Annotated in this window: 23 protein-coding genes; 11 read left to right on the top strand and 12 right to left on the bottom strand. The window is 70.2% G+C overall.

Annotated elements, in window-relative coordinates:
- Window positions 1-9: 9 nt before the first annotated feature.
- Window positions 10-876, bottom strand: coding sequence for a hypothetical protein (locus C469_RS02660; protein WP_008003634.1), 867 nt, complete (start codon window positions 874-876; stop codon window positions 10-12).
- 189 nt (window positions 877-1,065) lie between these two features.
- On the opposite strand from C469_RS02660, the gene C469_RS02655 reads away from it, so the two are divergent.
- Window positions 1,066-2,079 carry a lysylphosphatidylglycerol synthase transmembrane domain-containing protein gene (locus tag C469_RS02655; protein ID WP_008003631.1) on the top strand — a complete coding sequence of 338 codons (1,014 nt, stop codon included), beginning with the start codon at window positions 1,066-1,068 and terminating at the stop codon, window positions 2,077-2,079.
- Between the two features lie 21 nt (window positions 2,080-2,100).
- On the opposite strand, the gene C469_RS02650 is transcribed toward C469_RS02655, so the two are convergent.
- The 3 genes from C469_RS02650 to C469_RS02640 all read right to left on the bottom strand — a co-directional run bounded on the left by C469_RS02650 (window position 2,101) and on the right by C469_RS02640 (window position 5,253).
- Window positions 2,101-2,490 (bottom strand): DUF2237 family protein, encoded by a 390-nt coding sequence (locus C469_RS02650; protein ID WP_008003630.1) that lies wholly within the window; start codon window positions 2,488-2,490, stop codon window positions 2,101-2,103.
- A 75-nt stretch (window positions 2,491-2,565) separates the two neighbouring features.
- Window positions 2,566-4,221: a DUF2070 family protein gene (locus C469_RS02645; RefSeq protein WP_008003628.1), complete on the bottom strand. Its 1,656-nt coding sequence runs from the start codon at window positions 4,219-4,221 to the stop codon at window positions 2,566-2,568.
- The gene (locus C469_RS02640) at window positions 4,222-5,253 is read right to left on the bottom strand and encodes a glycosyltransferase (RefSeq protein WP_008003626.1); all 1,032 of its coding nucleotides are present in this window, start codon (window positions 5,251-5,253) and stop codon (window positions 4,222-4,224) included.
- Between the two features lie 323 nt (window positions 5,254-5,576).
- Between C469_RS02640 and C469_RS02635 the strand changes: the two genes are divergently transcribed.
- Window positions 5,577-7,049: a bifunctional ADP-dependent NAD(P)H-hydrate dehydratase/NAD(P)H-hydrate epimerase gene (locus tag C469_RS02635; protein WP_008003625.1), complete on the top strand. Its 1,473-nt coding sequence runs from the start codon at window positions 5,577-5,579 to the stop codon at window positions 7,047-7,049.
- Window positions 7,042-7,572 carry a cyclic pyranopterin monophosphate synthase MoaC gene (moaC, locus tag C469_RS02630; RefSeq protein ID WP_008003623.1) on the top strand — a complete coding sequence of 177 codons (531 nt, stop codon included), beginning with the start codon at window positions 7,042-7,044 and terminating at the stop codon, window positions 7,570-7,572. The genes C469_RS02635 and moaC overlap by 8 nt, the downstream gene beginning before the upstream one ends.
- 19 nt (window positions 7,573-7,591) lie before the next feature.
- On the opposite strand, the gene C469_RS02625 is transcribed toward moaC, so the two are convergent.
- Together C469_RS02625 and fdhF are read right to left on the bottom strand one after the other, a co-directional pair.
- Complete coding sequence (locus tag C469_RS02625) at window positions 7,592-9,316, bottom strand: formate--tetrahydrofolate ligase (RefSeq protein ID WP_008003622.1); 1,725 nt, start codon at window positions 9,314-9,316, stop codon at window positions 7,592-7,594.
- An 81-nt stretch (window positions 9,317-9,397) separates the two neighbouring features.
- Window positions 9,398-11,587 carry a formate dehydrogenase subunit alpha gene (gene fdhF, locus C469_RS02620; protein WP_008003619.1) on the bottom strand — a complete coding sequence of 730 codons (2,190 nt, stop codon included), beginning with the start codon at window positions 11,585-11,587 and terminating at the stop codon, window positions 9,398-9,400.
- Between the two features lie 205 nt (window positions 11,588-11,792).
- Between fdhF and C469_RS02615 the strand changes: the two genes are divergently transcribed.
- A complete protein-coding gene (locus C469_RS02615) occupies window positions 11,793-12,440 on the top strand; it encodes a hypothetical protein (RefSeq protein ID WP_008003617.1) in 648 nt (215 codons plus the stop codon).
- Between the two features lie 6 nt (window positions 12,441-12,446).
- On the opposite strand, the gene gcvT is transcribed toward C469_RS02615, so the two are convergent.
- Complete coding sequence (gene gcvT, locus C469_RS02610; protein WP_008003614.1) at window positions 12,447-13,619, bottom strand: glycine cleavage system aminomethyltransferase GcvT; 1,173 nt, start codon at window positions 13,617-13,619, stop codon at window positions 12,447-12,449.
- A gap of 144 nt (window positions 13,620-13,763) precedes the next feature.
- Here gcvT and C469_RS02605 point away from each other — a divergent pair, with 144 nt between their 5' ends.
- Window positions 13,764-14,438 (top strand): S26 family signal peptidase, encoded by a 675-nt coding sequence (locus tag C469_RS02605; RefSeq protein ID WP_008003612.1) that lies wholly within the window; start codon window positions 13,764-13,766, stop codon window positions 14,436-14,438.
- 27 nt (window positions 14,439-14,465) lie between these two features.
- Here the strand turns inward: C469_RS02605 and C469_RS02600 are convergent, their stop codons facing one another.
- On the bottom strand, window positions 14,466-14,942 hold the full coding sequence (locus tag C469_RS02600; protein WP_008003610.1) for an NYN domain-containing protein: 477 nt from the start codon (window positions 14,940-14,942) through the stop codon (window positions 14,466-14,468).
- A gap of 291 nt (window positions 14,943-15,233) precedes the next feature.
- Here C469_RS02600 and C469_RS02595 point away from each other — a divergent pair, with 291 nt between their 5' ends.
- On the top strand, window positions 15,234-15,653 hold the full coding sequence (locus C469_RS02595; protein WP_008003608.1) for a universal stress protein: 420 nt from the start codon (window positions 15,234-15,236) through the stop codon (window positions 15,651-15,653).
- Window positions 15,654-15,767: 114 nt separating this feature from the next.
- The gene (locus C469_RS02590) at window positions 15,768-16,022 is read left to right on the top strand and encodes a hypothetical protein (RefSeq protein ID WP_049910962.1); all 255 of its coding nucleotides are present in this window, start codon (window positions 15,768-15,770) and stop codon (window positions 16,020-16,022) included.
- 72 nt (window positions 16,023-16,094) lie between these two features.
- Here C469_RS02590 and ilvD read toward each other — a convergent pair whose 3' ends face one another.
- From ilvD to C469_RS02575, 3 genes are all read right to left on the bottom strand, one after another.
- Window positions 16,095-17,882, bottom strand: a complete 1,788-nt coding sequence (ilvD, locus tag C469_RS02585) for a dihydroxy-acid dehydratase (RefSeq protein WP_008003605.1) — start codon at window positions 17,880-17,882, stop codon at window positions 16,095-16,097.
- Window positions 17,883-17,965: 83 nt separating this feature from the next.
- The gene (locus tag C469_RS02580; protein WP_082230088.1) at window positions 17,966-19,057 is read right to left on the bottom strand and encodes a type I restriction enzyme HsdR N-terminal domain-containing protein; all 1,092 of its coding nucleotides are present in this window, start codon (window positions 19,055-19,057) and stop codon (window positions 17,966-17,968) included.
- A 58-nt stretch (window positions 19,058-19,115) separates the two neighbouring features.
- A complete protein-coding gene (locus C469_RS02575; RefSeq protein ID WP_008003602.1) occupies window positions 19,116-19,508 on the bottom strand; it encodes a VOC family protein in 393 nt (130 codons plus the stop codon).
- Between the two features lie 102 nt (window positions 19,509-19,610).
- Between C469_RS02575 and C469_RS02570 the strand changes: the two genes are divergently transcribed.
- Entirely contained in the window at window positions 19,611-20,096 is a 486-nt protein-coding gene (locus tag C469_RS02570; RefSeq protein ID WP_008003601.1) for a hypothetical protein, read from the top strand.
- Window positions 20,097-20,174: 78 nt separating this feature from the next.
- Here the strand turns inward: C469_RS02570 and C469_RS02565 are convergent, their stop codons facing one another.
- Window positions 20,175-21,323 carry an FG-GAP repeat domain-containing protein gene (locus C469_RS02565; protein WP_008003599.1) on the bottom strand — a complete coding sequence of 383 codons (1,149 nt, stop codon included), beginning with the start codon at window positions 21,321-21,323 and terminating at the stop codon, window positions 20,175-20,177.
- Window positions 21,324-21,612: 289 nt separating this feature from the next.
- Between C469_RS02565 and C469_RS02560 the strand changes: the two genes are divergently transcribed.
- From C469_RS02560 to C469_RS02550, 3 genes are all read left to right on the top strand, one after another.
- Complete coding sequence (locus tag C469_RS02560; protein ID WP_008003597.1) at window positions 21,613-22,809, top strand: glycosyltransferase; 1,197 nt, start codon at window positions 21,613-21,615, stop codon at window positions 22,807-22,809.
- Between the two features lie 46 nt (window positions 22,810-22,855).
- Complete coding sequence (locus C469_RS02555; RefSeq protein WP_008003596.1) at window positions 22,856-23,821, top strand: DUF1616 domain-containing protein; 966 nt, start codon at window positions 22,856-22,858, stop codon at window positions 23,819-23,821.
- Window positions 23,822-24,190: 369 nt separating this feature from the next.
- On the top strand, window positions 24,191-25,297 hold the full coding sequence (locus C469_RS02550) for a DUF354 domain-containing protein (protein WP_049910949.1): 1,107 nt from the start codon (window positions 24,191-24,193) through the stop codon (window positions 25,295-25,297).
- Window positions 25,298-25,349: the final 52 nt, after the last annotated feature.

The following is a 25,349-nucleotide window of genomic DNA, read 5'->3' as shown; positions in this document are numbered from 1 at the left end:
TCGCGTCGGTCACTCCACTTCCAGCCACGGGACCTCCATCAGCGGCGGGATGTGCGTCTCGATGTGGTGTTCCCACACGCCCTCCTCGCCGAACGCCTCGCCGTGGTCGGCGGTGACGACGACCGTTCCGTCGAGCTCCTCGGTGAGCTCGGCGACGGACTCCAACGCGATCCGGAGGTTCTCCTCGTAGAGCTTGAGCGCGGTCACGCGGGTGCCATCCGTCACGAGGTCCTTCGGGTCGAGTTCGAGCCACAGCCCCGCCTTCTGGGCGAACTCGCTGTCGTCGAGTCGGCTCTCGATCTTCGGCCGGACCGAGTCGCTGAGTGACGAAAGGAGGCCGCCGTCGTCGTCCGCGTCGCCGCTTTCCGCCTCCTCTTCCTGCCGTTTGATCCCCTTCTGGATCTGCTTGAGCTTCTGGCCCTTCCCGCGCGAGAGGTACGGCGCGTGCGGCTGCATGTAGTGGAGCACGGTCCGGTCGGCGCGCTCGACGGCGTCGAGGTTGTCCCGGTACGCCTCCGCGAGGCTCTCCGGCGGAACGGTACCCAGATCGTCGTCCCAGCCTGTCTTCCAGACGTCGTGGATGTCGCTGATGTGGTCGGAGGCGGTCCACTCGTAGTCGCAGCTCGCGCCCCACTTCAACTCGTTCAGCGGGATCCCCAGGTCGTTGATAAAGGGGTTCCCCGAGAAGTAGGCGATGTCGTGGTCGCCCGTGAAGGTCCGGTAGGCCCACTCCGGCGTCGACGACCCGACGCTCCGGCGCTTCTCGAGGTCGCCGTCGAGGTACTCGTCGTACACGTCCTCGAACACGTCGTAGCGGCACGCGTCCAACACCAGACAGTAGTCCCACTCCGATTCGAGGAACCGCTGATCGTCCATAAGTACGCGACCGTACCCCGTCGACGGTTGTATTCTTGTTGGTGCCGTCTCGGAACGCGAATCCGGCGCTTTTCTGCTTGAAACGTCGACTCTCCGCGATCGCTCCCTGTTCTCCCGGTCGAGTCCGGACCCGCCCGACGAGCGAGACCCGATCAGACGTTTAAAGTCGGCCAGCGCGCCATCCACCCCATGGACGGGAGCCAACGGCGGGGACTGCTCATCGGCGGCGTCGCGGCGGTCGCGGTCCTCGCCGTCCTCTTCGCCGTCGTCGGGGCGGACCGCGTGATCGAGACGGTGCTTTCGGCGGACCCGACCCTGGTCGCGGCGACGTTCGGGTTCGCGCTCTGCTGGCTGGTCGCCTGGAGCCTCATGCTCCGGACCGTGCTCGGCTCGCTCGACGTCGATCTCCCGGTCACCACCTCCTTCCTCGTTTACGCTGGGGCCGTCTTCGCCAACAACGTCACTCCGTTCGGGCAGGCGGGCGGGGAGCCGGTGGCGGCCGCGCTCATCTCTCGGGTCTCCGGGTCGCGCTACGAGACGGGCCTCGTCGGGATCGCGAGCGTCGACGTGCTCAACGTCGTTCCCTCCATCTCGCTCGTGCTCCTCGGCGTCGGCTACTACGCGACGACCGCCGCGGTCGGCGAGCGCCTCGAGGTCGCCGTCGGCGTCGCCGTCGCGCTGATCGCGGCGATCGTCGCGGCGATCGGCCTCGGCTGGCGGTACCGCCGAGTCGTCGTCGACCGCCTCCCGAGCGCGGTCGGCGGGCTCGCGGGACGGTTGGACCGGTTCGACGCCGACGCCGTCGAGGCCGGGATCGCCAAGCGGCTGCGGAACTTCTTCGAAGACATCGAGCGCGTCGGGACGAGCCCCGGGCGGCTGGCCGCCGCGGTCGGCCTCTCGCTCTCCGGCTGGCTGTTTCAGGCCGCCGCGCTCACGGTCGCGTTCGCCGCCGTCGGCCACGCGGTGTCGCCGGTGGTCCCGCTGTTCGCCGTCCCGCTGGCGTACGTCGCGGGCGCGACCCCGCTTCCCGGCGGGCTCGGCGGGATCGAGGCGGCGTTCGTCGCGCTGCTCGTCCCCACGACCGGCGTCCCGGCGTCCGCGGTCACCGCCGCCGTGCTCGTGTTCCGCGGCGGCGTCTACTGGATGCCGATGGCGATCGGCGGCGTGTCGGCGTCGGTGCTCGGCGTTCGTACGATCCGGTAGCGGGCGACCGTCGCAGTCCCGTCACGCGTCGTACGCGTGGCTTTCGAGCGTCTCTCGGTCCACGGCATCCAGGACCGCCTCGTTGGTCGCGTCGAGAACGACGGGGGGAACGGTCGTCTCCGGGAGCCGCTCGGCGCGCGTCGCTTCGAGCGCCTCGACCCACCGCCCGAGACAGAGGCACCAGCGGTCGCCGGGCTCGAGCCCCGGGAAGTCGAACTCCGGACGCGGCGTCACGAGGTCGTTCCCCCGCGCCTCGCTGAAGGTCAGAAACTCGTCGGTCATCACCGCGCAGAGCTCGTGTCTCCCCCGATCGTCCGGGTGCGTCCCGCAGCACCCGTCGCGTTCGAAGCCGGTCGCCGGGTCGGAGCTACAGGCGGCGAGTTCGTCGCCGAGGACGTTCCGTTCTGGCATCCCGAGAACGCACGGGCCGCGAACTGAAGGCTCTTCGCGTGAGGCCGTTTCCGAAACGCCCCCGACGCTCACCGATCAGAAGAACAGCCAGATGACGAGCAGCGCGTACAGCACCGCGAGCGCGATGATCGTCAACCGGATCAGGATGTTGACGCTGAACACGAGCCCGTTGTAGTCGTTTTTTAAGAGCTTGAGCGGCCGTGTCGTTCGGCTGGCGAGCCCGATCGTCGCCGGGGCCACCTCGTCGACCGCGCGCTCGACCGCCTCGGTCAGGGCGTCCGTGTCCGACCGCCTCGTGTTCGCGAGCTCGTGGATGGAGGCGTGGGTGTCCGTCGAGAAGACGAGCGCCTCGTCGAACTCCTCGCGGTAGTCGGCCGCCAGCTCCCGCACGTCCGGCGTGATCCCGTTGGTGTCGATCCCCAGCAGCAGGACCTCCTGCCCGTCGACCGACTCGACGAGCGCCGCGACGTCCTGGTCCGCGCGGCGGACCGCGAACCCCGCCGCGTAGTCGTGAAGCGGCGCGTCGGCGAGCCGGTCGCGGAAGTCGTCGAAGTGCCGCTTCAGTCGGTCCGCCTCGGAGGAGCCGTACAGCACCTCCTTCTCCGGGCCGTTCTGGAGGTCGTGCTTGTGGAGGTCGACGAGCAGCACCTCCGACTCGTCCACGTCGCCCATGAACACGCCCGTGTCGTAATCGTCGATCCCCTCGCCGTGGAGGAATATCACCTGCTTGTCGCCGATCCGTCGGCCGTGAAACTCGATCTCATCGTAGTCCCGGTGCACCAGCCGCGACGCGCGACCGACGCGCTCGGGGTCGGCGACGGCGTCGAGGATCGTCTCGGCGTCGTCCGGGTTCGAGAGGTCCTCCTTGTGCGTGCAGGGGACGTGGAGGAAGAAGCCGCTCTCGCCGTCGTCCCCGTCGTTCAGGGCGTCGATGACGTTCCCGCTCAGCTGGCCGCCGCCGAACCCGCCGAGCGGGCCGGGGTGGACCCACGGCGCGGCGAGCGTCAGCCGGTCGCCGTTGTCGATCGCGAGCGTCTCGACGGCGGGCTCGGCCTCGACCCCCAGATCGAGCGAGGCGCGGTCGTTCCGAAGGATGCCGGAGGTGAGCTCGAACGCGGAGACGTCGGTGTTGCTCCTGATGAGGTAGTCGACGATCGCGAGCACCAACACGAGGAACGCCGCCGCGATGAGCAGCGACGCGAACGCGAACACGTGGCGGTACGTCGTGAAGCCGAGGTCGCCGCCGGCGAACGCGTAGAACGCGGCGATGAGCGCCGCCGGCTCCGCGAGACCGACGAGGAGGATCCGCTTGTAGCGGTCGATTCCGGTCGAGACGACGAGCGCGAGGATGTTGATCAGATAAATGGTGATGAACAGGAGCCAGACGATACTCCACGCGTTCCCCACGTCGTTGGCGCCGGAGAGGACCAGCGCGTAGACGAACGTGACGAACTGGTTGACCAGCGCCAGGAAGAAGCTCCACGTCCGCGGATACCGCGGGAGGACGCGGTGGAACAGCTCACCGGCGAACAGGAACGGGAGCAGGAAGAGCAGGGCCGCGAGCGGGATGATCGTCGAGGGCTCGGGCGAGAGCGGCGTGAACGCCGTGAAGGCGGCGAACGCGACGACGCTGTACGCGACCCCGAGGACCGCCATCGCGGGGAGCTGCCGCGAGAGCGGCGGCACGCTGAACACCAGTCGCTGGAAGACGTCGACGTTGTCGGCGCCCATCTACGACACCCCGTATATCTCCTCCAAGTCGTCTATCGTCCGGTCGACGGAGAACTCCTCGACCGCCGCGCGAGTCGGCCTGTCGCCGTTGAGGCAGTCCTCAACGGCGCGCTCCATGTCGTCGAGGTCGCCGTGCTCGAACCGGGCGCCGTTGTCCGGGCCGATGGTGCGGTCGAACGGGGGCACGTCGGCGGCGGCGACCGGGGTCCCGCACGCGTTCGCCTCCAGCGTCGAGAGCCCGAGCGTGTCGCAAGTCGAGGCGGTGACGAAGACGTCGAGCGCGGAGTAGAACGCCGGGAGGTCCTCGCGCGGGAGGAAGTCGCGCAACCTGGCGTTCTCCGGGGCGTCCCGCTCGAGGGCGTCTCGGACCGGACCCTCGCCCACCAGCTCGAACCGCAGGTCTGGTCGACGCTCGGCCAGCCGGAGGATCTCGTCGACGTGCTTCTTCCGGGTCATCCGACCGCTGTACCCCACCGTCGGCTTCGTCGTCTCGTATCGCGAGTCCGCCACCGGTCGGAACGTGTCGGTCTCGATACCGACGGGGAGCTTCCGGGGGGACACGTCACGCCGGATCCGCGAGGTCGAGGCCGTGACGCAGTCGAACGACTGGAGGAACCGGTTCTCGTAGGCCACGTACGCCCGGCCGGCGATCCCGGCCAGCAGCTCCAGTTTCAGCCCCTGAACGAAGTAGTCTTCCACGGGCGTGTGGTGGGTGTAGACGGATTTCACGCCGTGCTTCTTCGCGTATCGACGGCCCATGAGCCCGGTCGACGCCGGGCCGTGACAGTGGACCACGTCGAGGTCGGGAAGCGTCGAGAGCCGCCGGTAGGTCGGGACGCGGTACTGGCCGTAGAAGGGGTTCGGCAGCGACGGCACGGGGATCTCGCGTTCGTCGGGCTCGTGGCTGCTCGCCGGGTAGACGACGTACACCTCGTGGCCCCGGTCCTCGAGCCGGTTCCGCCACGCGCGGATCGTGTACGTCACGCCGTCGACGCCGGGAAAGTAGCTGTCCGTGAAGAATCCGATGTTCATGAGAGGGCCCGTCGTCTCCGCGTCGTCTGTCTCGCACCGCCGTCGGAGCACTCGCCGGGGTCTGGCGACCGCGTCGATCCGCCGCGGACCGCGTCCGGGAGCGGGGGCGCCACCGTCCCTCCGGTCGCCGTCGCGCCGCCGTCGCGAGCGGATCGGCCCGCAGCGCCGTCGTCGTGTCCAGGCTGTGCCACGGTTGTTACGTCGCGGATTTTCCTCGGACGTGCATCAACATTTTCATTTCCCGACCGACGCGATTCCGGGCGCGAAAACGCCGCTCTCCCCGCGGCCCCAGCATTAATCTCCCGGCGCGCGAACGCTCGCCCATGATCACCACCGATCGGATGGCGGCGGTCGACGCCAACGCCGCCGCCCTCGGCGTCCCGCGGAAACAGCTGATGGAGTCGTCTGGCAACGCCGTCGCCCGCGAGGTCCGGGCGCTCGCCGACCCCGGCGCGAGCGTCGATCTGCTCTGCGGGCGCGGGAACAACGGCGGGGACGCGTTCGTCGCGGCGCGCTTCCTCTCCGCGTACGACGTGACCGTCCGCCTGCTCGGGCGGCCCGAGTCGATCCGGACGGAGATCGCCCGCGAGAACTGGGCGGCCCTCGAGCGCGCCGAGATTCCGACCGAGACCGTCGCGGACGCCGCGGACCTCGCGCTCGACGGCCCCGACGTGATCGTCGACGCGATGCTCGGAAGCGGCGTTACCGGCGCGCTCCGAGAGCCGGAGCGGACCGCGGCGCGGCTGGCGAACGAGAGCGACGCCGCGGTCGTCGCCGTCGACGTACCCTCCGGGATCGACGCCGACACCGGGGAACCGGCCGGGAGCGGGTCGGGGGAGCCGACCGGGAGCGACGCCGGCTCCGCGGTCCGCGTCGAGGCCGACCGCGTCGTCACCTTCCACGACGAGAAGCCCGGACTGGCGGCGCTCGACGCCGAGGTGACCGTCGCGGACATCGGCATCCCGGCGGCCGCGGAGCGGTTCACCGGCCCCGGCGACCTGCTCGGACTCGCGCGCGATCCGGACTCGCACAAGGGCGAGAACGGCGAGGTGCTCGTGATCGGCGGCGGCCCGTACACCGGCGCGCCCTCGCTCTCGGCCCGGTCGGCCCTCCGGACCGGCGCCGACCTCGTGCGCGTCGCGTGCCCGGAGACGGTCGCGGGGACGGTACAGGGGTACTCCGCCGACCTGATCGTCCGCGGGCTCCCGGGCGATCGGGTCGGTCCAGCCCACGTCGACCGCGCGCTGGAGCTCGCCGCCGGCAACGACGCGGTCGTCCTCGGTCCGGGGCTCGGCGACGGCGAGAGCGCGAGCGAGTTCGTTCGGGAGTTCCTGTCGCGGTACGACGGGCGCGCGGTCGTCGACGCCGACGCGCTACGCGTCGTCCCCGAGGTCGACACGGGCGCCGAGCTGATCTGCACGCCGCACCAGGGCGAACTGGTCGAGATGGGGGGCGAGACCGCCGACGACCCCGACGAGCGGGCGGCGCTCGTGCGGTCGTTCGCCGACGAAATCGGTCACACGCTGCTGGTGAAGGGCGCGGTGGACGTCGCGAGCGACGGCGACGCGGTCCGCCTGAACCGCACGGGCAACCCGGGGATGACCGTCGGCGGGACGGGCGACGTGCTCGCGGGCGCGGTGGGCGCGCTCGCGGCCGTGACCGACCCGTTCCGGGCGGCCGCGGTCGGGGCGTACGTCAACGGGCTGGCCGGCGACGCGGCGGCCGAGGAGATGGGGTACGGCCTCGTGGCGACGGACTTACCCGATCGGCTTCCCGAGGCGATGCGTGATGAGTGACGAGCGCGCGGAGCGGGGGAGAGCGACCGACGAGGGAGCCGACACCGACGAGCTGACCCACACCGACGCGTCCGGCGAGGTGCGGATGGTCGACGTGGGCGACAAGCCCGACACGAGCCGTCGCGCGGTCGCGCGCGGCGAGATCCGACTGACGCCCTCGACGATCGCGGCCGTCGAGGCCGACGAGGTCGGGAAGGGCGACGTGCTGGCGACCGCCCGGGTGGGCGCGGTGCAGGCCGTCAAACACACCTGGGAGACGATCCCGATGTGCCACCAGATCCCGATCACGAACGTCGACACCGACTTCGTCGTCGGCGACGACCGGATCGAGCTGACGGTCGCCGTGGAGACGACCGGGAAGACCGGCTGCGAGATGGAGGCGCTGGAGGGCGTGACGACCGGGCTCAACGTCGTCTGGGACATGGTAAAGGCGGCGGAGAAGGACGAGGACGGTCAGTATCCGGACACCGGGATCACTGACGTTGGCGTCGTCGCAAAGGAGAAGCGGGCGCTCGGCGAGTAGTCGGACCGCCCGTCCCGTCTCAGAACAGCCCCGTCACGTTCCCGTCGGCGTCGACGTCGATATCCTCTGCGGCCGGCCGGGCGGGGAGCCCCGGCATCGTCATCACGTCCGCGGTCTTGACGACGACGAAGCCGGCGCCCGCCGACGGCGACACCTCGCGGACGGTGAGCGTCCACCCCTCCGGCACGCCCGTCAGCGAGGGGTCGTCCGCGAGGGAGTACGGCGTCTTCGAGACGCAGACGGGGAGGTCGCCGTCCCCCCACGCCTCGACGCGGTCGAGGTCCGCCTCGGCGCCGTCGACGTACTCGACGCCGTCGGCGCCGTACACCTCGCGGGCGACGGTCTCGATCTTCTCGCGGAGCGGGGCGTCGAGGTCGTACAGCGGCGCGAACTCCCCGGTCCCGGCGCGCTCGCGGACCAGCTCGGCGAGACCGGTCGCCCCCTCGCCGCCGTCGCGGTAGGCGGTCGAGCGCGCGACCGGAACCCCCGCGTCGGCAAGCGTCGACTCGAGGGCCGCGAGCTCCGACTCCGCGTCGTCCGGGAAGACGTTTATCGCGGCGACCGCCGGGACGCCGAACGACTCGACGATCTCGACGTGCCGTCGCACGTTCTCGACGCCGGCCCGGACCGCCTCGGGATCGGTCTCCGCGAGCGCGTCGAAGTCGGCCGGCCACATCTCCAGCCCGTGACGCTTGGCCCCGCGGACCGTCGCGACGACGACCGCCACGTCGGGGACGATCCCCTCGCGGGCGACGATGTGCATGAACTTCTCGGCGCCGAGGTCCGCGCCGAAGCCGGCCTCGGTGACGAGGTAGTCGGCGAGCGAGGCGCCGACGCGGTCGGCCACGAGCGTGTTGGTCCCGTGCGCGATATTCGCGAAGGGGCCGCCGTGGACTAAGGCGGGGACGCCCTCGACGGTCTGGACGAGGTTCGGGCGGAACGCGTCGCGGAGGAGCGCCGCCGCGGCCCCCGTCACGCCGAGGTCGTCCGGCGTGACCGGGTCGCCGTCGGCGTCCTCGGCCAGCGCGATCCGACCGATCCGGTCTTTGAGGTCCGCGAGGTCCCCCGCGAGCCCGAGGACGGCCGTCAGCTCCGAGGCCGCGGTGATGACGAACTCGTCTTCGCGCGGGACCCCGCGCGCGGGCCCGCCGAGCCCCACGACGGTCTCGCGGAGCGCGCGGTCGTTGACGTCGAGCGCGCGCGGCCAGTCGACGCGGCGCACGTCGATCCCCTCGTCGTTCCCCTGATGGAGGCGGTTGTCGAGCGTCGCGGCGATCAGGTTGTGCGCGGCCGTGAGGGCGTGGATGTCGCCGGTGAAGTGGAGGTTGATCGCCTCCATCGGGAGCACCTGCGAGTACCCGCCGCCCGCGGCGCCGCCCTTGACCCCGAAGACGGGGCCGAGGGAGGGCTCCCGGACCGCCACCGCCGCGGACTCCCCCAGCCCGGCGAGCGCCTGTCCGAGCCCCACCGAGGTAACGGTCTTCCCCTCGCCCTTCGGCGTCGGGGTCATCCCGGTGACGAGCACGGTCGTCCCGTCGGGCTCGCCCGCGGTCGCCGAGCGGACGGCCGACTGCGTGAGCTTCGCGACCCCGTCGCCGCGGGGTTCGATCTCGTCGGCCGTCAGCCCGAGGTCGGCCGCGACATCCTCGATGGGACGGGTGGTCGCGGCGCGCGCGACGGCGAGGTCGGACTCCGGTCCGTCCGCCGCGTCGGCCCCGTCGACCGCCGGGTCTGCGTGCACCATACCCGAGCGTTCTCTCGGCGTCGTAATCAGTGTTGGAGGCGTTCTCGTCCGATAAAAAACCGGTCGCGAGACGGCGATCGCTCAGTCGTCCGCCGGTTCCGCGTCGCCCGACTCCGCGTCGCCCGACTCCGCCTCGGTCTCGCCGCGGCTCGCGCGCTCTCCGCCGTCGGTGACGGTGACCGCGATGTCCGCGGCGGCGGCCTTGTACTCGGGTATCTTCGCCCGCTCGTCGAGCACGTCGTTCGTGAGGCGGTTCGCGGAGGCGGCCGCGAAGTGCGGGGTCGTCCAGACGACGCCCTCCTTGATGTCCTCCGTCACCTGCGCTTTCACCTCGATCTCGCCGCGTCGCGACCGGAGCGTCACCCGGTCCCCGTCCTCGATGCCGTACTCTTCGGCGTCGTTCGGGTGCACGTCGACGAAGTTCTCCGGGTGTTGCCGCGCCAGCGTCGGCGAGCGCCGGCTCATCGTCCCCGTGTTGTAGTGCTCCTCGAGCCGGGCGGTGGTGAGGATCAGCGGGTACTCCTCGTCCGGCACCTCCGCCGGCGGCTGGTGGCGGACGCCCTCGATCTGGCCGAGCCCGCTCTCGGTGTCGAACGACTCCGCGTAGAGGTACTGGTCGCCCTCGTCGCCCTCCTCGTAGCAGGGCCACTGGAGCCCGGTCTCGCCGAGCGCGTCGTAGGTCATCCCGTGGTAGATCGGGCACACCTCGCGCAGCTCCTCGAAGACGGCCTCCACGTCGTCGAAGCGGAACTCGTCTTCGCTGAACAGGCGGCTGCCGACCTCCATCAGGATCTCGAGGTCGTGTTTCGTGTTCCCGTGGACCTTCTCGGCGCCGCGCATGCGCTGGACCCGCCGGTCGGTGTTGGTGACGGTGCCGCCGCGCTCCGCCCACGTCGTCGCCGGGAGGACCACGTCCGCGAGCTCGGCGGTCTCGGTCATGAAGATGTCCTGCGCGACCATGAACTCCAGCGACTCGAGGCGCTTCTCGACCTCGTTGCCGTCGGGCTCGCTCATGATCGGGTTCTCGCCCATCACGTAGAGCCCCTTCACCGAGCGGCCCGCCTCGTGGGAGATCTCCACGTTGGTGAGCCCGGGCTCGTCGGGCACCTCGAACCCCCACACGTCCTCGACGCCCTCGCGGGCCTCGTCGTCGTCGACGAGCTGGTAGCCGGGGAGGACGTTCGGCATCGCGCCCACGTCGCTCGTCCCCTGGACGTTGTTCTGGCCGCGGAGGGGGTTGACGCCCGTGCCGGGCTTCCCGAGGTTCCCCGTGATCAGCGCGAGGTTGATCTCGTTCTGCACGTTGTCGACGCCGCAGGTGTGCTGGCTCATCCCCATCCCGGTGAAGATGGCCGCGTTGTTCGCCATCGCGTACTTCTCGGCGGCGAGCTCGATGTCCTCGAGCGGGACGCCGGCCTCCTCGGCGGCCGCCTCCTTGTCGAAGTCTTCGAGAGTCTCTTTTAAGTGATCGAACCCCTCGGTGCGCTGTTCGACGAACTCCTCGTCGATCCAGCCCGCGTCGGGCTCCTCCTCGTGGCGTTCGAGGACCGTCTTCAGGACGACGTTGAGCAGCGGGATGTCGGCGCCCGGGTTCACCTGCAGGTGCATGTGCCGGTCGGTCTCGCCGATCTCGAACGACCGGGTGGTCTTGTTGGCGTGGGGGTCGACCTGGATGACCGTCGCGCCCTCCAGGACGGCCTGCCGGAAGTACTGGCTGTTGGCGATCGGGTGCTGCTCGCCGGGGTTCGCGCCCTGGATCCAGAACACGTCGGCCGACTCCTCCAAGTCGACCATGCTGTTCGTCATCGCGCCCGCCCCCAAGCTCGTCCGGAGCGCCCACACCGTCGAGGCGTGGCACATCCGGGTGCAGTTGTCGACGTTGTTCGTGCCGTACCGGCGCGCGATCTTCTGGAGGAGGTAGTTCTCCTCGTTCATCGTCTTCGAGGAGCCGAAGAATCCCATCGCGTCGGGGCCGTTCTCCTCGCGGATCCCCTCCATCTCCGAGACGATCCGCGAGTACGCCTCCTCCCACGTCGCCTCGCGGAACTCCCCGTCTTCTTTTATAAGCGGCTCCGTGAGTCGGTCCTCGTGGTCGACGACCTGGGTCGCCGCGCCGCCCTTGATACACACCCGCCCCTCGTTGACGGGCGCCTCGCCCCACGGCATGAAGTTCACGTCGCCGGGGTCGTCGCCCTGGTTCACCTTGATCCCGCAGCCGACGCCGCAGTACGGGCAGATGGTCTTCACCGGTTCGTCGTCCTCAGCGGACATAGCTCTCACCTCGACGTGCGATCATATGTCATGATTTGTGATGCCACCTCAATGAGTGTGTCGGTGGTTCCCGCCGGAAGCCGACGCGAGCGGCCGGGGCGGGCGGTCGACGGAGCCGGCGCGAGCGGCCGCCGAGCCGACGCGGGTGGCCTGCATCGCTGGCGGCCGCCGAACGGTTTTGTCGGCCGGGGCCGTTCGAGGGGACATGGACCGCACCGTCGCCGACGTCGAGGACAGCGTCGCCGACCACGTCGAGGCGTACCGGGAGTCGGCCCCCTTTCACCCGGTCGAGGCGGAGGCGATCGAGTCGCTCCCGGCGGCGTTCCGGGCCGGCGAGTACGGGAAGCGGGACGTTGAGTGGGTCGTCCGCTGGTACTTCCGGCGCGCCGTGACCGACATCGACCACGGGGAGCGGCGCGCGGCCGAGGAGGCCGTCTCCGACGCCGAGCCTCGGGAACTCCGCGGCGCGATGTGGGACGCGATCGACGCGCTGGACGGGGCGGAGTCGGAGGCGGTCGCCGACTCGACCCCCCCGCATCACCGCGCGTTCGACGCTCTGACGCAGATACCGGGCGTCGACGTGGCGGTCGCCTCCGCACTGCTGTGGTTCCTCGTCCCGGACGAGCAGTTCGTCGTCGGCGAGCGCGAGTGGGCGGTCGTCGCCGCGCTGACCGACGACGCTCACCTCGGTGCCGCCCTCGACGGCCCCTATCCGGAGCCGATGACGGTCGATGCGTACGACCGGTACCTCGACGCGGTGCGAGCCCTCGCCGACCGGCTCGGCGTCGACGGCTGGCACCTGTACATGGTGCTTCGAAACGTCCACGCGGAGGCGGTCGAAGGAGAGCGCTAAGCCCGGTTACCGGTCCAAAAACGGCGGTATCACGACCTCGGCGCGCTTCTCGTCGCCGCGCACGACGACGCTCACCTCGGTTCCGGGCTCGGTGTAGTGCTCGTGGAGGTACCCCAGTCCGATCGGCTCGTCGAGCGTGGGGCTCATCGTCCCGGAGGTCAGCTGGCCGACCCGCGTGAGGTCGCCGTCGGTGACGGCGTACCCGTTGCGCGGGACGCCGCGCTCGAGCAGGCGGACGCCGACGAACCGCTCGTCGACGCCCTGCTCCTTCTGGGCCTCGAGGGCGTCGCGGCCGACGAACTCGGTGTCGAGCTTCACGACGAACCCGATCCGGGCCTCGTAGGGGCTCCGCGGCTCGGTCTCGGGGTCGAAGTCCTGCCCCGAGAGGAGGTACCCCATCTCCGTCCGGAGGGTGTCGCGCGCACCGAGCCCGCAGGGCTGGGCGGCGCGCGGCGCGTCGACGAACGCCCCCCAGACCGTCTCGACGCCGTCGGCCGGACACATCACCTCGAAGCCGTCCTCGCCGGTGTAGCCGGTCCGGGCGACCCAGCCGTCGACCCCGTCGACGGCGGCGACCGTCGCCTCGAACTTCGAGAGGTCGACGACCCGGTCGGTCGGGGTCGCCTCGTCGAGGGCGTCGGCCGCGTCCGGCCCCTGCACCGCGAGCATGGCCCAGTCGTCGGTCGCGTTCGCGACCGCGGCGTCGAGCCCCTCCTCGCCCCGGTAGTCGACCCACCGGTCCGCCATCTGCTCGTCGTGGCCCGCGTTGGGGACGAAGAGGTACGCGGGGTCGCCGGCGCCGGCGTCGAGGTCGCGGTCGAGCCCGGCGAGGGACGCGGCGCCCTCGCCCGCCTCGATCCCGTCGGGGAGGCGGTAGACCACCGTGTCGTCGAGCATGACGCCGTCCGCGTTCGTGATCGCGGCGTACTGGGAGTCGCCCGGGTCGAGCGCCGTCACGTCGTTGGTCGTGAGGCGGTTCATCAGCGTCGTCGCGTCCGGTCCCGACACCTCGATCTCGCCCATGTGCGACACGTCGAAGACGCCGAGCGAGTCGCGGACCGCCGCGTGCTCCTCGCGGATCGAGTCGAACTCGACCGGCATCTGCCACCCGCCGAAGTCGGTGAACTTCGCGCCGCGTTCCTCGTGGACCTCGTGAAGGGGAGTGCGTCGGTCAGGCATGCCGAACCCGTCTCTCGGCCGGACCTAAGGTCTTGCCATCCCGCTCACGCCGCCCCCGTACCGCGACGGCGACTCCCTCGAAACTTCCCGTGAGCGGGGCCCGTCGCCGACAGCCTCAAGCCGTTTCCTCCCCCGATACCGCACGTGACGCGGAACGCCTCCGACCTGCTCGCGCCCGCCGTCGCGGTCCTGCTGGTCGCGGTCGTCGTCGCCGCGGTCGCGGGCGCGTGGCCCCCCTTCGTCGCCGTCGAGAGCGGGAGCATGGCCCCGGAGGTCGAGCGCGGCGACCTCGTCGCGGTCACGTCGACGGACCGGTTCCCGTGGGGCGGGCTCGTCGGCGCGACGGAGCCCGGCGCGCCGACGCGCCTCGGCGGCGCCGGCGACGTGGTCGTGTTCAACCCGCCGAACGACGGCCATCGACCGATACTCCACCGGATCGCCTTCCCGGTGACCGCCGGCGAGGACTGGACGGAGCGGGCCGACCCCGCGCTGCTCGACGGCGACTGCTCGGCGATCGCGTCCTGTCCCGCCCCGCACGACGGGTACGTCACCTACGGCGACGCCAACGGCGAGTACGACCAGAGCGCCGGGATCGCCCCCGTCGTCCGCGAGGAGTGGATCACCGCCAAGGCGCTGTTCGCCGTCCCGGACCTCGGCTGGTTCCGGGTCGGCGTCGACGCCGCGGTCGCCCGGGCGGGACTCCTCCCGACCGCCGTCGGAGTCGGCGGTCTCGCGGCCGTCACCGGGGGGTTCGGCGCGCTCCTCCTCGGTCGGATCGCGGCGCGTCGACGGCCCAGCGACGAGCGCGACGAGCGCTAGCGGACGGCGCCGTCTCTCTGACGCCGATCACGAACCGTCGTTTTCATCGTTTCCCTCGTCCTCGTCGCCGTCGAGCGTCACCGAGTCCGTCGTGGCGTTTCGGAGCGCGTCGGATCGGCCGAACTCCCCGGGCGCGATCGCGAGCGTCCGGATCCCGTAGCCGTTCGCGGTCTCGACGACCGGCTTGAAGTCGGTGTCGCGCGAGGCGATGGCGAGCGTCGACATCCGGCCCTCGGCCGCGAAGCGCGCGGCGTCGACCGCGAGCTTCACGTCCACGTCGCCGCTCGTGACGACGACCTCGAAGCCGCGGGCCTCCGCCGCCTGTATCAGCCCCGGCGTCGCGTGCTCGTCGAGGTAGAGCCGCGTCGTCACGAGCTGCCCCTCCGCCTCCGCGGCGACCCGCACGTCGTCGAGGTCGACGTCGAACTCCTCCCGCAACACGTTCGGTCCGTCGACGAACAGCGCCACGCCGACGGGGTCGTCGTCCGACCGGCTGGATTCCATGCGTCTCGGTGCGCGATCCGCGGAGATATGTGTGCTGGTCTGGCGCGGCGGCGAGACGACAGTTAAACAGCCGACAACAACACCACTCGGTCAGTTATAAACAGTCGATCAACCGAATTGAGACACGGACTCCCGCTATCGATCGAGACCGAGCGTTCGACGACTGACCGTTCCGGCTCGGCTCGTCTCCGCGAAGAGAACTGCAACGGAGGCACACGGGGAGACCAGAGAGAACACGAACTGATGCGTGCGGACACACCACTTATCCGTGCGTCGGATGTAGGTCGTCCTATGATATCCCGCGTGCTGGTGCCGATGGACGAGTCGGAGATGGCGGAGCGCGCGCTGCGGTTCGCGCTGGAGGCGCACCCGGACGCGGAGATCGTCGTGCTCCACGTGGTGGGCCAGCCCTCGTCGATGATGGGGGGCGCGGCCGGGCTCGCGCTCGCCGACGACACCGAGGAGGCGGCGGAAGAACAGGCCAGCGACCTCCTCGACCGCGCCCGCGAGATCGCCGCCGAGAGCGGGATCGAGGTCGATACGGAGGTGATGGCCGGCCACCCGGCGCGGTCGGTCGTCGACGCGAGCGAGGGGTTCGACGTCGTCGTCATCGGCAGCCACAGCGGGAGCCTCGCGGACCGACTGCTCGTCGGCAACATCGCCGAGAAGATCGTTCGAGGCTCCGCGGCGCCCGTCACGGTCGTTCGGTGAGTCGGCGGCCTCGTTCCGACTTCTATACACCTTATATTCGTATTACCACCTGATCGACGACTGTAGTGAATATACGAAGTATTGAAGTAGGATGTCCAAGAATAACCGATTATGATGTCCGGACCCAACGCGTACACCGTCATTTCCGAGCAGAACGATCACGATTGCACCACGGTACGTGCACATCCGCGCAACGAGACCTTCCACGTCGTCGAGTACGCCGACGAGGACGCGCGCGACCGCGTCGCGGACCTCCCGGTGGGCTCGGTGGTCAAGATGGAGCTGTCGCGGGCCGGCCGCCGGAGCAACGTCTGGCGCGCCGAGTCCGTCCGGACGGCGCACACCGACGGCGGGACGGTGGGAGAGTAGGAGAGGCGGGACGGAGAGCGGAAAAACGGTCTGCGAGCGCTTATTAACGGTCGGCGGTGTTCGTTCGACTCTTTATAAGTCGCGGGTCAGTCTCGGATTCGTCACGGCGCCGTCGGACGCGCCGGCGAAGTCGCGGGCGTACTTCGCGAAGACCCCGCCCTCGTACTGCGGTTCCGGCTCCTCCCACTCCGCGCGGCGCTCGGCCAGCTCCTCCTCGGAGAGGTCGACGGCGAGGTCGCGCTCGGGGATGTCGACGGTGACGTGGTCGCCGTCCTCGATGAGACCGATCGGGCCGCCGTCGGCCGCCTCGGGCGCGACGTGACCGATCATCGGGCCGCGGGTCGCGCCGGAGAAGCGGCCGTCGGTGAGCAGCGCCACGTCGTCCTCGTGGCCCGCGCCGACGACGGCGGCGGTGACGCCGAGCATCTCGCGCATCCCGGGGCCGCCGGTCGGTCCCTCGTTGCGGATCACGATCACGTCGCCGGAGTCGACCGCGCCCGACTGGACGTACTCCATCGCGTCCTCCTCGTTCTCGAACACGCGCGCCGGCCCCTCGTGGTAGAACTCGTCGTCGCCGGTCACCTTCAGCACCGAGCCGTTCGGCGCGAGGTTGCCCTTGAGGATCTTGATGGCGCCCTCCTCCTCCTTGGGGTCGTCGACGGTGTAGAGGAAGTCGGCCTCGATCTCCGAATCGTCGGGGAGCACGCCGCGCTCCTCCAGCTCACCCAGCTCCTCGGCGAGGGTGCGCCCGGTGACGGTCATCGCGTCGCCGTGGAGCAGGTCGGCCTCGAGCAGGCGCCGGAGCACGACCGGCACGCCGCCGATCTCGTGGAGGTCGTTCATCACGCGGCTCCCGCCGGGCTGGAGGTTCGCGATCTTCGGCGTGCGGCGCGAGATCTCGTCGAAGTCATCGATCGAGAGGTCCACGTCGGCCTCGGCGGCCAGCGCGAGCAGGTGGAGGACCGCGTTCGTCGACCCGCCCATCGCCGTCTGGAGCGCGATCGCGTTCTCGAACGACTCCCGCGAGAGGATGTCGGAGGGGCGGCGGTCCTCCTCGATACACTCCAGGGCGAGCTCGCCGGCGCGCTCCGCGATCTCGTAGCGCTCCGGGTCCTCGGCGGGCGCGGAGGCGGAGCCGAGCGGCGCCATCCCGAGCGCCTCGGAGATGGAGGCCATCGTGTTCGCCGTGAACATTCCGCCACAGGAGCCCGCGCCGGGGCAGGCGTGGCGCTCTAAGTCGTCGAGCTCCTCGCCGCTCATGTCGCCCTCGGCGTAGGCGCCGACGCCCTCGAACACCTGCACGATGGTCACGTCGCGGCCGTCGTGCTGGCCGGGCATGATCGAGCCGCCGTAGAGGAACACCGACGGGAGGTCGGTGCGGATCGACGCCATCAGCATGCCTGGGAGGTTCTTGTCGCAGCCCGCGACCGTCACGAGCGCGTCCATCCGCTCGCCGAAGGAGACGAGCTCGACCGAGTCCGCGATCACCTCGCGGGAGACGAGGCTCGCCTTCATCCCCTCGGTCCCCATCGAGATGGCGTCGGAGATGGTGATCGTCCCGAACTCGATCGGCATCCCGCCCGCCGCGTCGATCCCGTCGATCGCGGCGTCCGCCACGTCGTCGAGGTGGACGTTACACGGCGTGATGTCGGCCGCCGGGTTCGGCACGCCGATGATGGGCGAGGAGAGGTCCTCGTCGTCGAACCCCATCGCCCGGAACATCGCGCGGTGCGGGGCCTTGTCCGCCCCCTCCGTCACGTCTCTGCTTCGCAGATTCTCGTCCTTCTCGCCCGCGAACCGGTCCGCGTCGTCGCGGTCCCGGGAGCCCGCTCCCTCCGACCGCGGCTGCTGTTCGCTCATACTCGTATCTGTAACTCGGGGGTCTTAAACGGACGCAACGGAGCGAGGGTTGCTCGGTGGGGCGAACTGGTTCGGGGTGGGAGTTACCACTCGCCGTCGAAGTCGATATCGACGCCACAGGCGTTAGCGAACTCGCGGAGGTGGCGCTTCTTGTCGCCCTTGTTCAGCGAGGTGTACACGTAGTAGTCGCCACCAACCGCACGATATAACCGCATTTCCTCGCCTGACGGATGCGTCGGTTCGTCGTTTAATATTGCAATCTTCTTGCCGGGAACGTACGGGAGCGGGGCATACGCGTCGATCAGGTCGTGGTCTCTGATAAGGTGGTCGACGACGATCCCCATGAGGTCGGCTTGACTGTCGTCGCTGAACAGGTTTGAGTCCGTTTGATCAGCGATTTCGACCACGTACGCACCGGACAGATCATCGACGCCGGTCTGTTCGCTACGATCCGATTCAGTTTTCGGCTGTGCAGAGTTACTCGCGTCGGTGTTGCTGTTGTTTTGATCACTTTCCAACTCCGCGATCAGATCGTCGACGAACGTTTTCGAGAGCGACTCCGCCGGCTGAGAGACCACCTCGCCGACGCGGTCGACGACAGTCTCGCGGATCGCTTCGGCGACCCCCGCTTTTTGTTCTGTGAGCGTCTCAATCGCCTGCCGGCGGCGTTCGACACGCTGGTAAATCTCCGTTGATGCTCCCGACCGGATCGACTCCTCGGACAGCGCGGCGAGCAGCCAGTCGTTTGCCGTGAGGTCGGACAGATCGATGCGTCGGAGGAATTCCACGTCGGGCTTGTTGCCGTCTTTTTTGAGTCGGTAGATGTGGTACGACTTTCCGTTCGTGAGAAGCCCCCAGTCGACCCACTCCTGTCGCATGTAGCTCCGGAGCTGGTCGGCGTGCGACTCCGTGATAGTGGTGTCACAGCCTTTCGCTTCGACGAACACTGCCGGCGATCCGTCGGTGAATAGTGCGTAGTCGACCTTCTTTTTCGTCGATCCCATCTGGACCGAGTACTCCATCTCGATCGATGTTGAATAGAAATCCCAGCCGAGAACGTCTCTTATAAATGGGTCTATCAGTCGCGCCCGTGTGTTCTGCTCGTCCATTTGCGGCGACGACTCGACGAGCGACTGAGAGCGTGCGACGTATCCTGACACCGTCTCCTCGTCCATCTTCTCGATATGTCGCGTGCGTGTCCTCTTAAAAGTACAACCGTTCGTGTTGTCTCCGTTATACCGCCGTTTTCAGCTCCACCCGGTACCCGAACGGGTCCCGGACGTACACGGCGGGCGACTCGCCGACCGCGCCGAGCGGCTCGTCGAGCGACTTCTCGATCTCGACGCCCGCCGCGTCCAGCTCGGCCTCGAGCTCGTCGGCCGAGCCCTCGACGACGACGGCGACGTGGTCGTAGTTCGTCGCCGTCGGCGGCTCGAACTCGTCGGTCGGCCACAGGTGGATCACGGCGGTCGCCGACAGCCGCACGTCGAAGAAGGGCTTCTCGCCGGCCGCGTACGGCCCGTCCTCGATGCCGAAGCCGAGCCGCTCGCCGTAGAACTCCCGGGCGTCGTCGACGCCGTCGGCGGGGATCCGGAGGTTGACGTGGTCGATGTGGCGTGCCTGCATGGGGGCCGGTTCGGGCGCGGAGTTCAAAAAGTGAGCCGGTCGGAATCCGAGCCGACGGGATCGGGCGCTCCTCATATATGTATAGCAGTGTAACTACTACACATGACTACGATCGGCCACGGCGGACGGGTCGCGGCGGCCGTCGGTCTCACCGCGCTCGGGGCGTTCGCGCTCGCCGCGCTCCTCGTCGGCGTTCCCACCGCGGGACCCACGGTCGCGACGACCGGAGCGGGGTCGATGGGAATGATGGGCGGCATGGGCGGCGCGGCCGGACCCGGGATCGCGCCGTTCCTGTTCGTGCTCCTGCCGCTCGCGGCGGTTCTCGTCCTCGCCTACGTCGGGGTTCGCACGCTGTCAGTCGACGGGGCGGCCGAGTCGCGAGAACGGGACGCCGGCCGAGACGTCGTCGACGAGGACCCGGTAGAGCGGCTTCAGCGGCGGTACATGGAAGACGAGCTCAGCGAGGACGAGTTCGAACGCGCGCTGGAGCGCGAGCTCGGAGACGAGGCGGACGGCGAGGCGGAACGCGGAGCGGGGACCGTTGACCGCGAGCCCCGAGAGCGCTCGGAGCGAGCGTCCGATCGGTAGCGAGCGTCCGATCGGTAGCGAGCGATCGCGAGACCACCGCGAGACCACCGCGGGACCTCCGTACCGAGTCGGAAGCGCTCAGTCGCGACGGATCCAGGCGTCGACGTGCGCGTCCGGGCCGTACGACTTCCCGACGACGTCGAGGGCACCGTCGCCGGTGAGATCGACGGGCTTCGCCTCGTGGGTCGGGACCCCCCGTCCGATCTCGACGCGCTCGAAGCCGGCGTCACTGTCGAGGTCCGCGCCGCGGTTCCGATAGACGAACAGCCGGGCGTCGTCGTTGTCAGCGAGGCCCATCTCCCCGACGAGGAGGTCGGGTCGGCCGTCGCCGTCGAAGTCCGCGATCTGGGCCGTGTGCGGGCAGAAGAGGTCGTCGTCGAGCACGGTCACGTCCCAGTCCGGCGGGTCGAAGACGCCGACGCGCCCGAGGCGGTCCCCGTGATACGGCAGGTCGCCCTCGGTCAGCACGATCTCCGACTCCCCGTCGCCGTCGAGGTCGGCGGCGGCGACCCGCGTCCACTCCCAGTCGTCGCCGAGGCGCTCGCGGTCCCAGCCGCCGTCGGGCCCGCGGCGGAACACGTTCGGACCGGCGACGATCTCCGACTCCCCGTCGCCGTCGAGGTCGGCGACGGAGAGCCCCTCGACGTTCAGCCCCGCGGCGACGACGTGGAGGCACTCCTGGGGCCACGGCGAGGCCCGGGGATCGTCGGGAACGTCGAAGTAACAGACCACCTGGCTCAGCTGTGAACACACGACCACCTCCGGCTCCCCGTCGCCGTCGACGTCGGCGACCGCCGCGTCGTGGTACTTCCGGAACGCGTCGGTGATCAGGTGTCGGGTCCACGGCTCCCGCGGGTCCGGCGGGACTTCGAACCAGTACAGACCGGTGCCGTCGTTCTGTCCGACGACGAGGTCCGGTCGGCCGGTGCCGGTAAGGTCGCCGAGCGACGCGCCGACCGAGAGGTCCGGGCAGTCGGCGACCTCGTGTCGCTCCCACCCCGGGTTCTCGTACCAGAACACGTTGGACTCGAGGCGTTCGATCGCCGCTCCCACGACCGGCAGCAGACGGAGCTTGATCCGCTTCCCGAGGACGGTGACGGGCCTCGTCGACCCCATCCCGCCGACCACCACGTCGGGGCGGCCGTTCCCGGTCAGGTCGGTCGTGAGGCAGAAGCCGAGCCGCCCGCACGGGGGGTCGTCGTCGATCCGTTCGTGTTCGAATCGCATCACCCCGACTGTGCACGTGCGACGGGTTTGCTAACGAGTACATAACGGTTTCTAGCAGAGACGGCCACCGCTCGCTCCGACGGCAATCGGCCGTTCCGCCGGCCACCGCCGCCGACGCCCGTCCGGGATCGTCGACGGCCGAAGCGGACTCTCGGCCCGCGCCGACGGCAATCAACTCCCGCCTAACAATATCGGTCGACGGCTTAGCTCGCGTCATCGTGGCTCCACCGATGTACCGTGTCAGTTCTCGCGCCCCCGGCGCGGCGGACCGTCCGCGCGGTCGTAACGCATGACGGACGCCGAGCACCGCACGGTCGACGCCGACCACCGCACGGCAGACGCCGAGCGCGATCGGGTCCGCGTGCTGATGTGTCCCGACTACACGGAGTCGAACCCGTACCAGTCCGAGCTGATCGACGCCCTCGCGGACCGCGATGTCGACGTCACGCCCGTCGCGGTCCGCGGGGCGTTCCCGCTCCTGTCCGCCGCCCGCCGGCACGGCGTTCCCGACGTGGTGCACCTCCACTGGGCGCACCGGTTCCTGATCACGGAGCGGCGGTTCCCCGCCGTGTTGGCCGCGGCCCTCGGCGTCAGGCTCCTCTTCGAGGCCTGCGTGTTGCGGGCGCTGGGCGCGCGGCTCGTGTGGACCGTTCACAACCTCGCCGACCACGAGCGGCGTGCGCCACGCGTCGAGCTCGCGGTCAGGCGGGGACTGGCGGCGGTCGTCCACCGGCTCGTCGTCCACTGCGACGCGGCGGCGGCGTCCGTCCGCGAGACGTACGGGCTGCCGAACCGCGTCGCGAGGCGCATCCGGGTCGTCCCCCACGGCAACTTCGCGGGCGTCTACCCTGACGACGTGACGCGTGAGGAGGCGCGTCGGCGCCTCGACCTCCCCGAGGACGTTCCGGTGCTGCTGTACTTCGGCCTGATACGGCCGTACAAGAACGTCCCGTCCCTCGCGGACACGTTCCGAGAGACGGACCTCGACGCGCGGCTCCTCGTCGTGGGGAACCCCTGGAGCGACGCCCTCGACCGGGAGGTCCGCGCGGCGTGCGACGGCGACGACAGGATCCGGGCGGTCCTCGAGTACGTCCCCGACGACGAGGTCCAGCGATACATGCGGGCCGCCGACGCGGTCGTGCTCCCGTTCGACTCGGTCCTGACCTCCGGCAGCGCCGTGCTCGCGATGACGTTCGGACGGGCGGTGGTCGCGCCCGAACTCGGCTGTCTCCCGGGGCTCGTCGGCTCCGCGGGCGGGCACCTGTACGACCCCGAAGAGCCCGAGGGGCTCGCCGACGCGCTCCGCCGGGCGGTGGCGGACGCCGATCAACTGGGGTCGATGGGGCGGCGCAACCGGGCGGTCGCCCGACGGCTCGACTGGGGCCGGATCGCCGACCGGACGCGGGCGGTGTACCGGGACGCCGCACTCGTCGGCGCGAACCGAATCGGAGGTGACGACGGCGACGCCGAGCCGTCTCCGACGTGACGGGTCGCGAACCGGACGAGTCGGTCGCCGACGGGGGCGTCTCGGCGTGAGCGTCTCGATGCGCGGGTTGTTCACGTGGGACGTGGTCGCGGTCGCGGGCTACGCCGCGGGAGCCGTCGCGCTCGCGGCGCAGGTCCCCCCGGCGCTCCGGCTCGTCGTCGTCGCTCCCGTGCTCCTGTTCCTGCCGGGATACGGGCTCGCGGCGGCCCTGTTTCCCGGACGCCCGAGCGTCGGGCGCACGCCGCTCAACGGACGCGCCGTCGAGGTGCCGCGGCTCGGCCTCGTCGAACGCGCCGCGCTCTCGTTCGGACTGAGCGTCGCGCTGCTGCCGCTGCTCGCGCTCGCGTTCGGGGTCGCCCTCGGTGACCTCGGCGGTCCGATCGTCCCGGTCGCCGCGGCCATCGCGACCGGCGCGACCCTCGTCGGCGCGGTCAGGCGGAGCGCGCTCCCGGAGGGGGACCGCTTCGTCGTCCCCCTCGGCAGGTGGCTCGATGCGGCGCGGGCCGGGACCGTCGAGGGCTCGACGCGCACCGCGGCCGTGAACGTCGCGCTCGCCGCGAGCGTGCTCGTCGCGGTCGCCGTGGCGGGGGTCGCGTTCGCCGCGCCACAGGAGGGGACGTCCTACACCGAGTTCGCGGTCGGCACCGAGCGGGACGGCGAATTCGTGGCGGGCGACTACCCGACGGACGCGACGGTCGACGAACCGATCTCCCTCCAACTGCAGGTGGAGAACCGGGAGCGGACCGCCACGACGTACCGCGTCGTCGCCCAGTTCGAACGAGTCAGCGACGGGGGCGTCTCGGAGGTGGTGCGCACCGACGAGTTCGGTCTGACCGTCGAGCCCGGCGCGACGACGACGCGGTCTCACGAGGTCTCGCCGCCGATCGCGGGCGACGACATCCGGCTCACCTATCTGTTGTACGTCGACGAGCCGCCCGAGAACCCCGGCCGCGACAGCGCGTACCGGTCGGTACACGTCTGGCTCCCGGTCGACCGCGGCCCGGGCGGCTGACGCCGCGAGGGGCGTCGGTAACGCGACTATAACGCCCGACGAGAGGTCTGTCGGAGCTCGACCGCGCTCCGGCGGCGTCTCCCGAACGCGACGGCGCGTCGAGGGGAGTCGCGACGCCGGCCGCGCTCCCGTCCCGGGGCGTCCCGCCGGCGGTCGAAAGGCGAGGGATAACAAAGACCCGACGGGCCGACAGTGCAGTCGAACCGGTCGGATACCGAGGAGACGGAACTCACACATGGATCGTAACCACTCACGACGCGCGCAGGAAGCGTTCGGACCGCCTCCGACCCACGGGTCACGCGACCCGCCCGGGCGGAGGGCCACGGAGGGAACGCCGGACGGCGACGGACCGTCGGCGACGGACCGCTCATGAGGGAGACGACAGCGTGGTTGGACCTCGCGAGCCCCTCTCATCCGCTGTTCTTCGAGGGGCTCTTGGCGGACATCACCGACGTTCGGTTCCGGACTTCGGTCCGGCGGAAGACGGAGACGGCCGCGCTCGCGCGGGAGGCGGGCTTCGAGTTCGAGCTGGTGGGGCGCGACTTCGACAACGTCGCGCTCCGGACGATCGGCGTGCCGCTCCGAACCGTGCAGCTCGGGTTTCAGGCCCCGAGCGCGGACGTCTCGCTGTCGGCGAGGAACGCGATGTGCGTGTTGGCGTCGCGCGCGAGGGGGATGCCGTCGATCCACTTCTCGGACAACGACATCACCGCGTACGCCGAGACGCCGCTCGTCGAGCGGCTCTTCTGTCGGTTCAGGTCGTACGCCACCCGGCACGTCGTGCCGTCGGCGTTCCGGACCTCGGAGCTCACCCGCTGGGGGGTCGACCCGGACCGCATCCACACCTACGACGGGTACAAAGAGGACATCTACGTCGCGAACTTCGAGCCCGACGAGTCGTTCACCGAGGCGCTCCCGTTCGACCGCTACGTCGTCGTCCGGCCGGAGGCGCTCGGCGCCGCGTACGTGGACGAGTCGGAGACGCTCGTGCCGGCGCTGCTGCGGGCGCTCCGCGACGCCGGGACGAACGTCGTCTACCTGCCGCGGCGCCCCGCCGACCGACCGCACGCGGAGCCGTTCGACGACGACCGGGTGTACGTCCCGGACGGCGCGCTCAACGGCCTCCAGCTCGCCTGGCACTCCGACGGGATGTTGACCGGATCGGGGACGATGGCCCGGGAGGCGGCGTGCATGGGGAAGCCGGCGGTCTCCTTCTTCCCGGGACCGCTCCTCTCGGTCGACAGGCAGATGGTCGCCGACGGGATGGTGTTCCACTCCCGCGACCCCGACGAGATCGTCGACCACTTGGCGCCCGCGGGAGGCGTCGAGACCGAGCCGGACCTCGACCGGTCGATCCGCGTCCGTCGGGAGGTCTCCCGGCTGGTGCGCGCCCTCATCGACGACCCGATCGACCCGGATCTCGACCGCACGGACGGCGTGCTCGACGAGCGCCCTCCGAGAGCGGACGGGCGGTGACCCCGCTCAGGGCGTCCGGAAACGGGCGCATAACTTATCGGGCGGGTGCCGA

The sequence above is a fragment of the Halorubrum lipolyticum DSM 21995 genome, assembly GCF_000337375.1.
Taxonomy (GTDB): domain Archaea; phylum Halobacteriota; class Halobacteria; order Halobacteriales; family Haloferacaceae; genus Halorubrum; species Halorubrum lipolyticum.
Note: the sequence above shows the minus strand (reverse complement) of the source record. Positions and strands in the feature narration are given on the sequence as shown.

Excerpts from the sequence above, each read along its gene's own strand:
- C469_RS02660 (WP_008003634.1), bottom strand. The coding sequence starts at position 876 with ATGGACGATCAGCGGTTCCTCGAATCGGAGTGGGACTACTGTCTGGTG.
- C469_RS02655 (WP_008003631.1), top strand. The coding sequence starts at position 1,066 with ATGGACGGGAGCCAACGGCGGGGACTGCTCATCGGCGGCGTCGCGGCG.
- C469_RS02650 (WP_008003630.1), bottom strand. The coding sequence starts at position 2,490 with ATGCCAGAACGGAACGTCCTCGGCGACGAACTCGCCGCCTGTAGCTCC.
- C469_RS02645 (WP_008003628.1), bottom strand. The coding sequence starts at position 4,221 with ATGGGCGCCGACAACGTCGACGTCTTCCAGCGACTGGTGTTCAGCGTG.
- C469_RS02640 (WP_008003626.1), bottom strand. The coding sequence starts at position 5,253 with ATGAACATCGGATTCTTCACGGACAGCTACTTTCCCGGCGTCGACGGC.
- C469_RS02635 (WP_008003625.1), top strand. The coding sequence starts at position 5,577 with ATGATCACCACCGATCGGATGGCGGCGGTCGACGCCAACGCCGCCGCC.
- moaC (WP_008003623.1), top strand. The coding sequence starts at position 7,042 with ATGAGTGACGAGCGCGCGGAGCGGGGGAGAGCGACCGACGAGGGAGCC.
- C469_RS02625 (WP_008003622.1), bottom strand. The coding sequence starts at position 9,316 with ATGGTGCACGCAGACCCGGCGGTCGACGGGGCCGACGCGGCGGACGGA.
- fdhF (WP_008003619.1), bottom strand. The coding sequence starts at position 11,587 with ATGTCCGCTGAGGACGACGAACCGGTGAAGACCATCTGCCCGTACTGC.
- C469_RS02615 (WP_008003617.1), top strand. The coding sequence starts at position 11,793 with ATGGACCGCACCGTCGCCGACGTCGAGGACAGCGTCGCCGACCACGTC.
- gcvT (WP_008003614.1), bottom strand. The coding sequence starts at position 13,619 with ATGCCTGACCGACGCACTCCCCTTCACGAGGTCCACGAGGAACGCGGC.
- C469_RS02600 (WP_008003610.1), bottom strand. The coding sequence starts at position 14,942 with ATGGAATCCAGCCGGTCGGACGACGACCCCGTCGGCGTGGCGCTGTTC.
- C469_RS02595 (WP_008003608.1), top strand. The coding sequence starts at position 15,234 with ATGATATCCCGCGTGCTGGTGCCGATGGACGAGTCGGAGATGGCGGAG.
- C469_RS02590 (WP_049910962.1), top strand. The coding sequence starts at position 15,768 with ATGTCCGGACCCAACGCGTACACCGTCATTTCCGAGCAGAACGATCAC.
- ilvD (WP_008003605.1), bottom strand. The coding sequence starts at position 17,882 with ATGAGCGAACAGCAGCCGCGGTCGGAGGGAGCGGGCTCCCGGGACCGC.
- C469_RS02580 (WP_082230088.1), bottom strand. The coding sequence starts at position 19,057 with ATGGACGAGGAGACGGTGTCAGGATACGTCGCACGCTCTCAGTCGCTC.
- C469_RS02575 (WP_008003602.1), bottom strand. The coding sequence starts at position 19,508 with ATGCAGGCACGCCACATCGACCACGTCAACCTCCGGATCCCCGCCGAC.
- C469_RS02570 (WP_008003601.1), top strand. The coding sequence starts at position 19,611 with ATGACTACGATCGGCCACGGCGGACGGGTCGCGGCGGCCGTCGGTCTC.
- C469_RS02565 (WP_008003599.1), bottom strand. The coding sequence starts at position 21,323 with ATGCGATTCGAACACGAACGGATCGACGACGACCCCCCGTGCGGGCGG.
- C469_RS02560 (WP_008003597.1), top strand. The coding sequence starts at position 21,613 with ATGACGGACGCCGAGCACCGCACGGTCGACGCCGACCACCGCACGGCA.
- C469_RS02550 (WP_049910949.1), top strand. The coding sequence starts at position 24,191 with ATGAGGGAGACGACAGCGTGGTTGGACCTCGCGAGCCCCTCTCATCCG.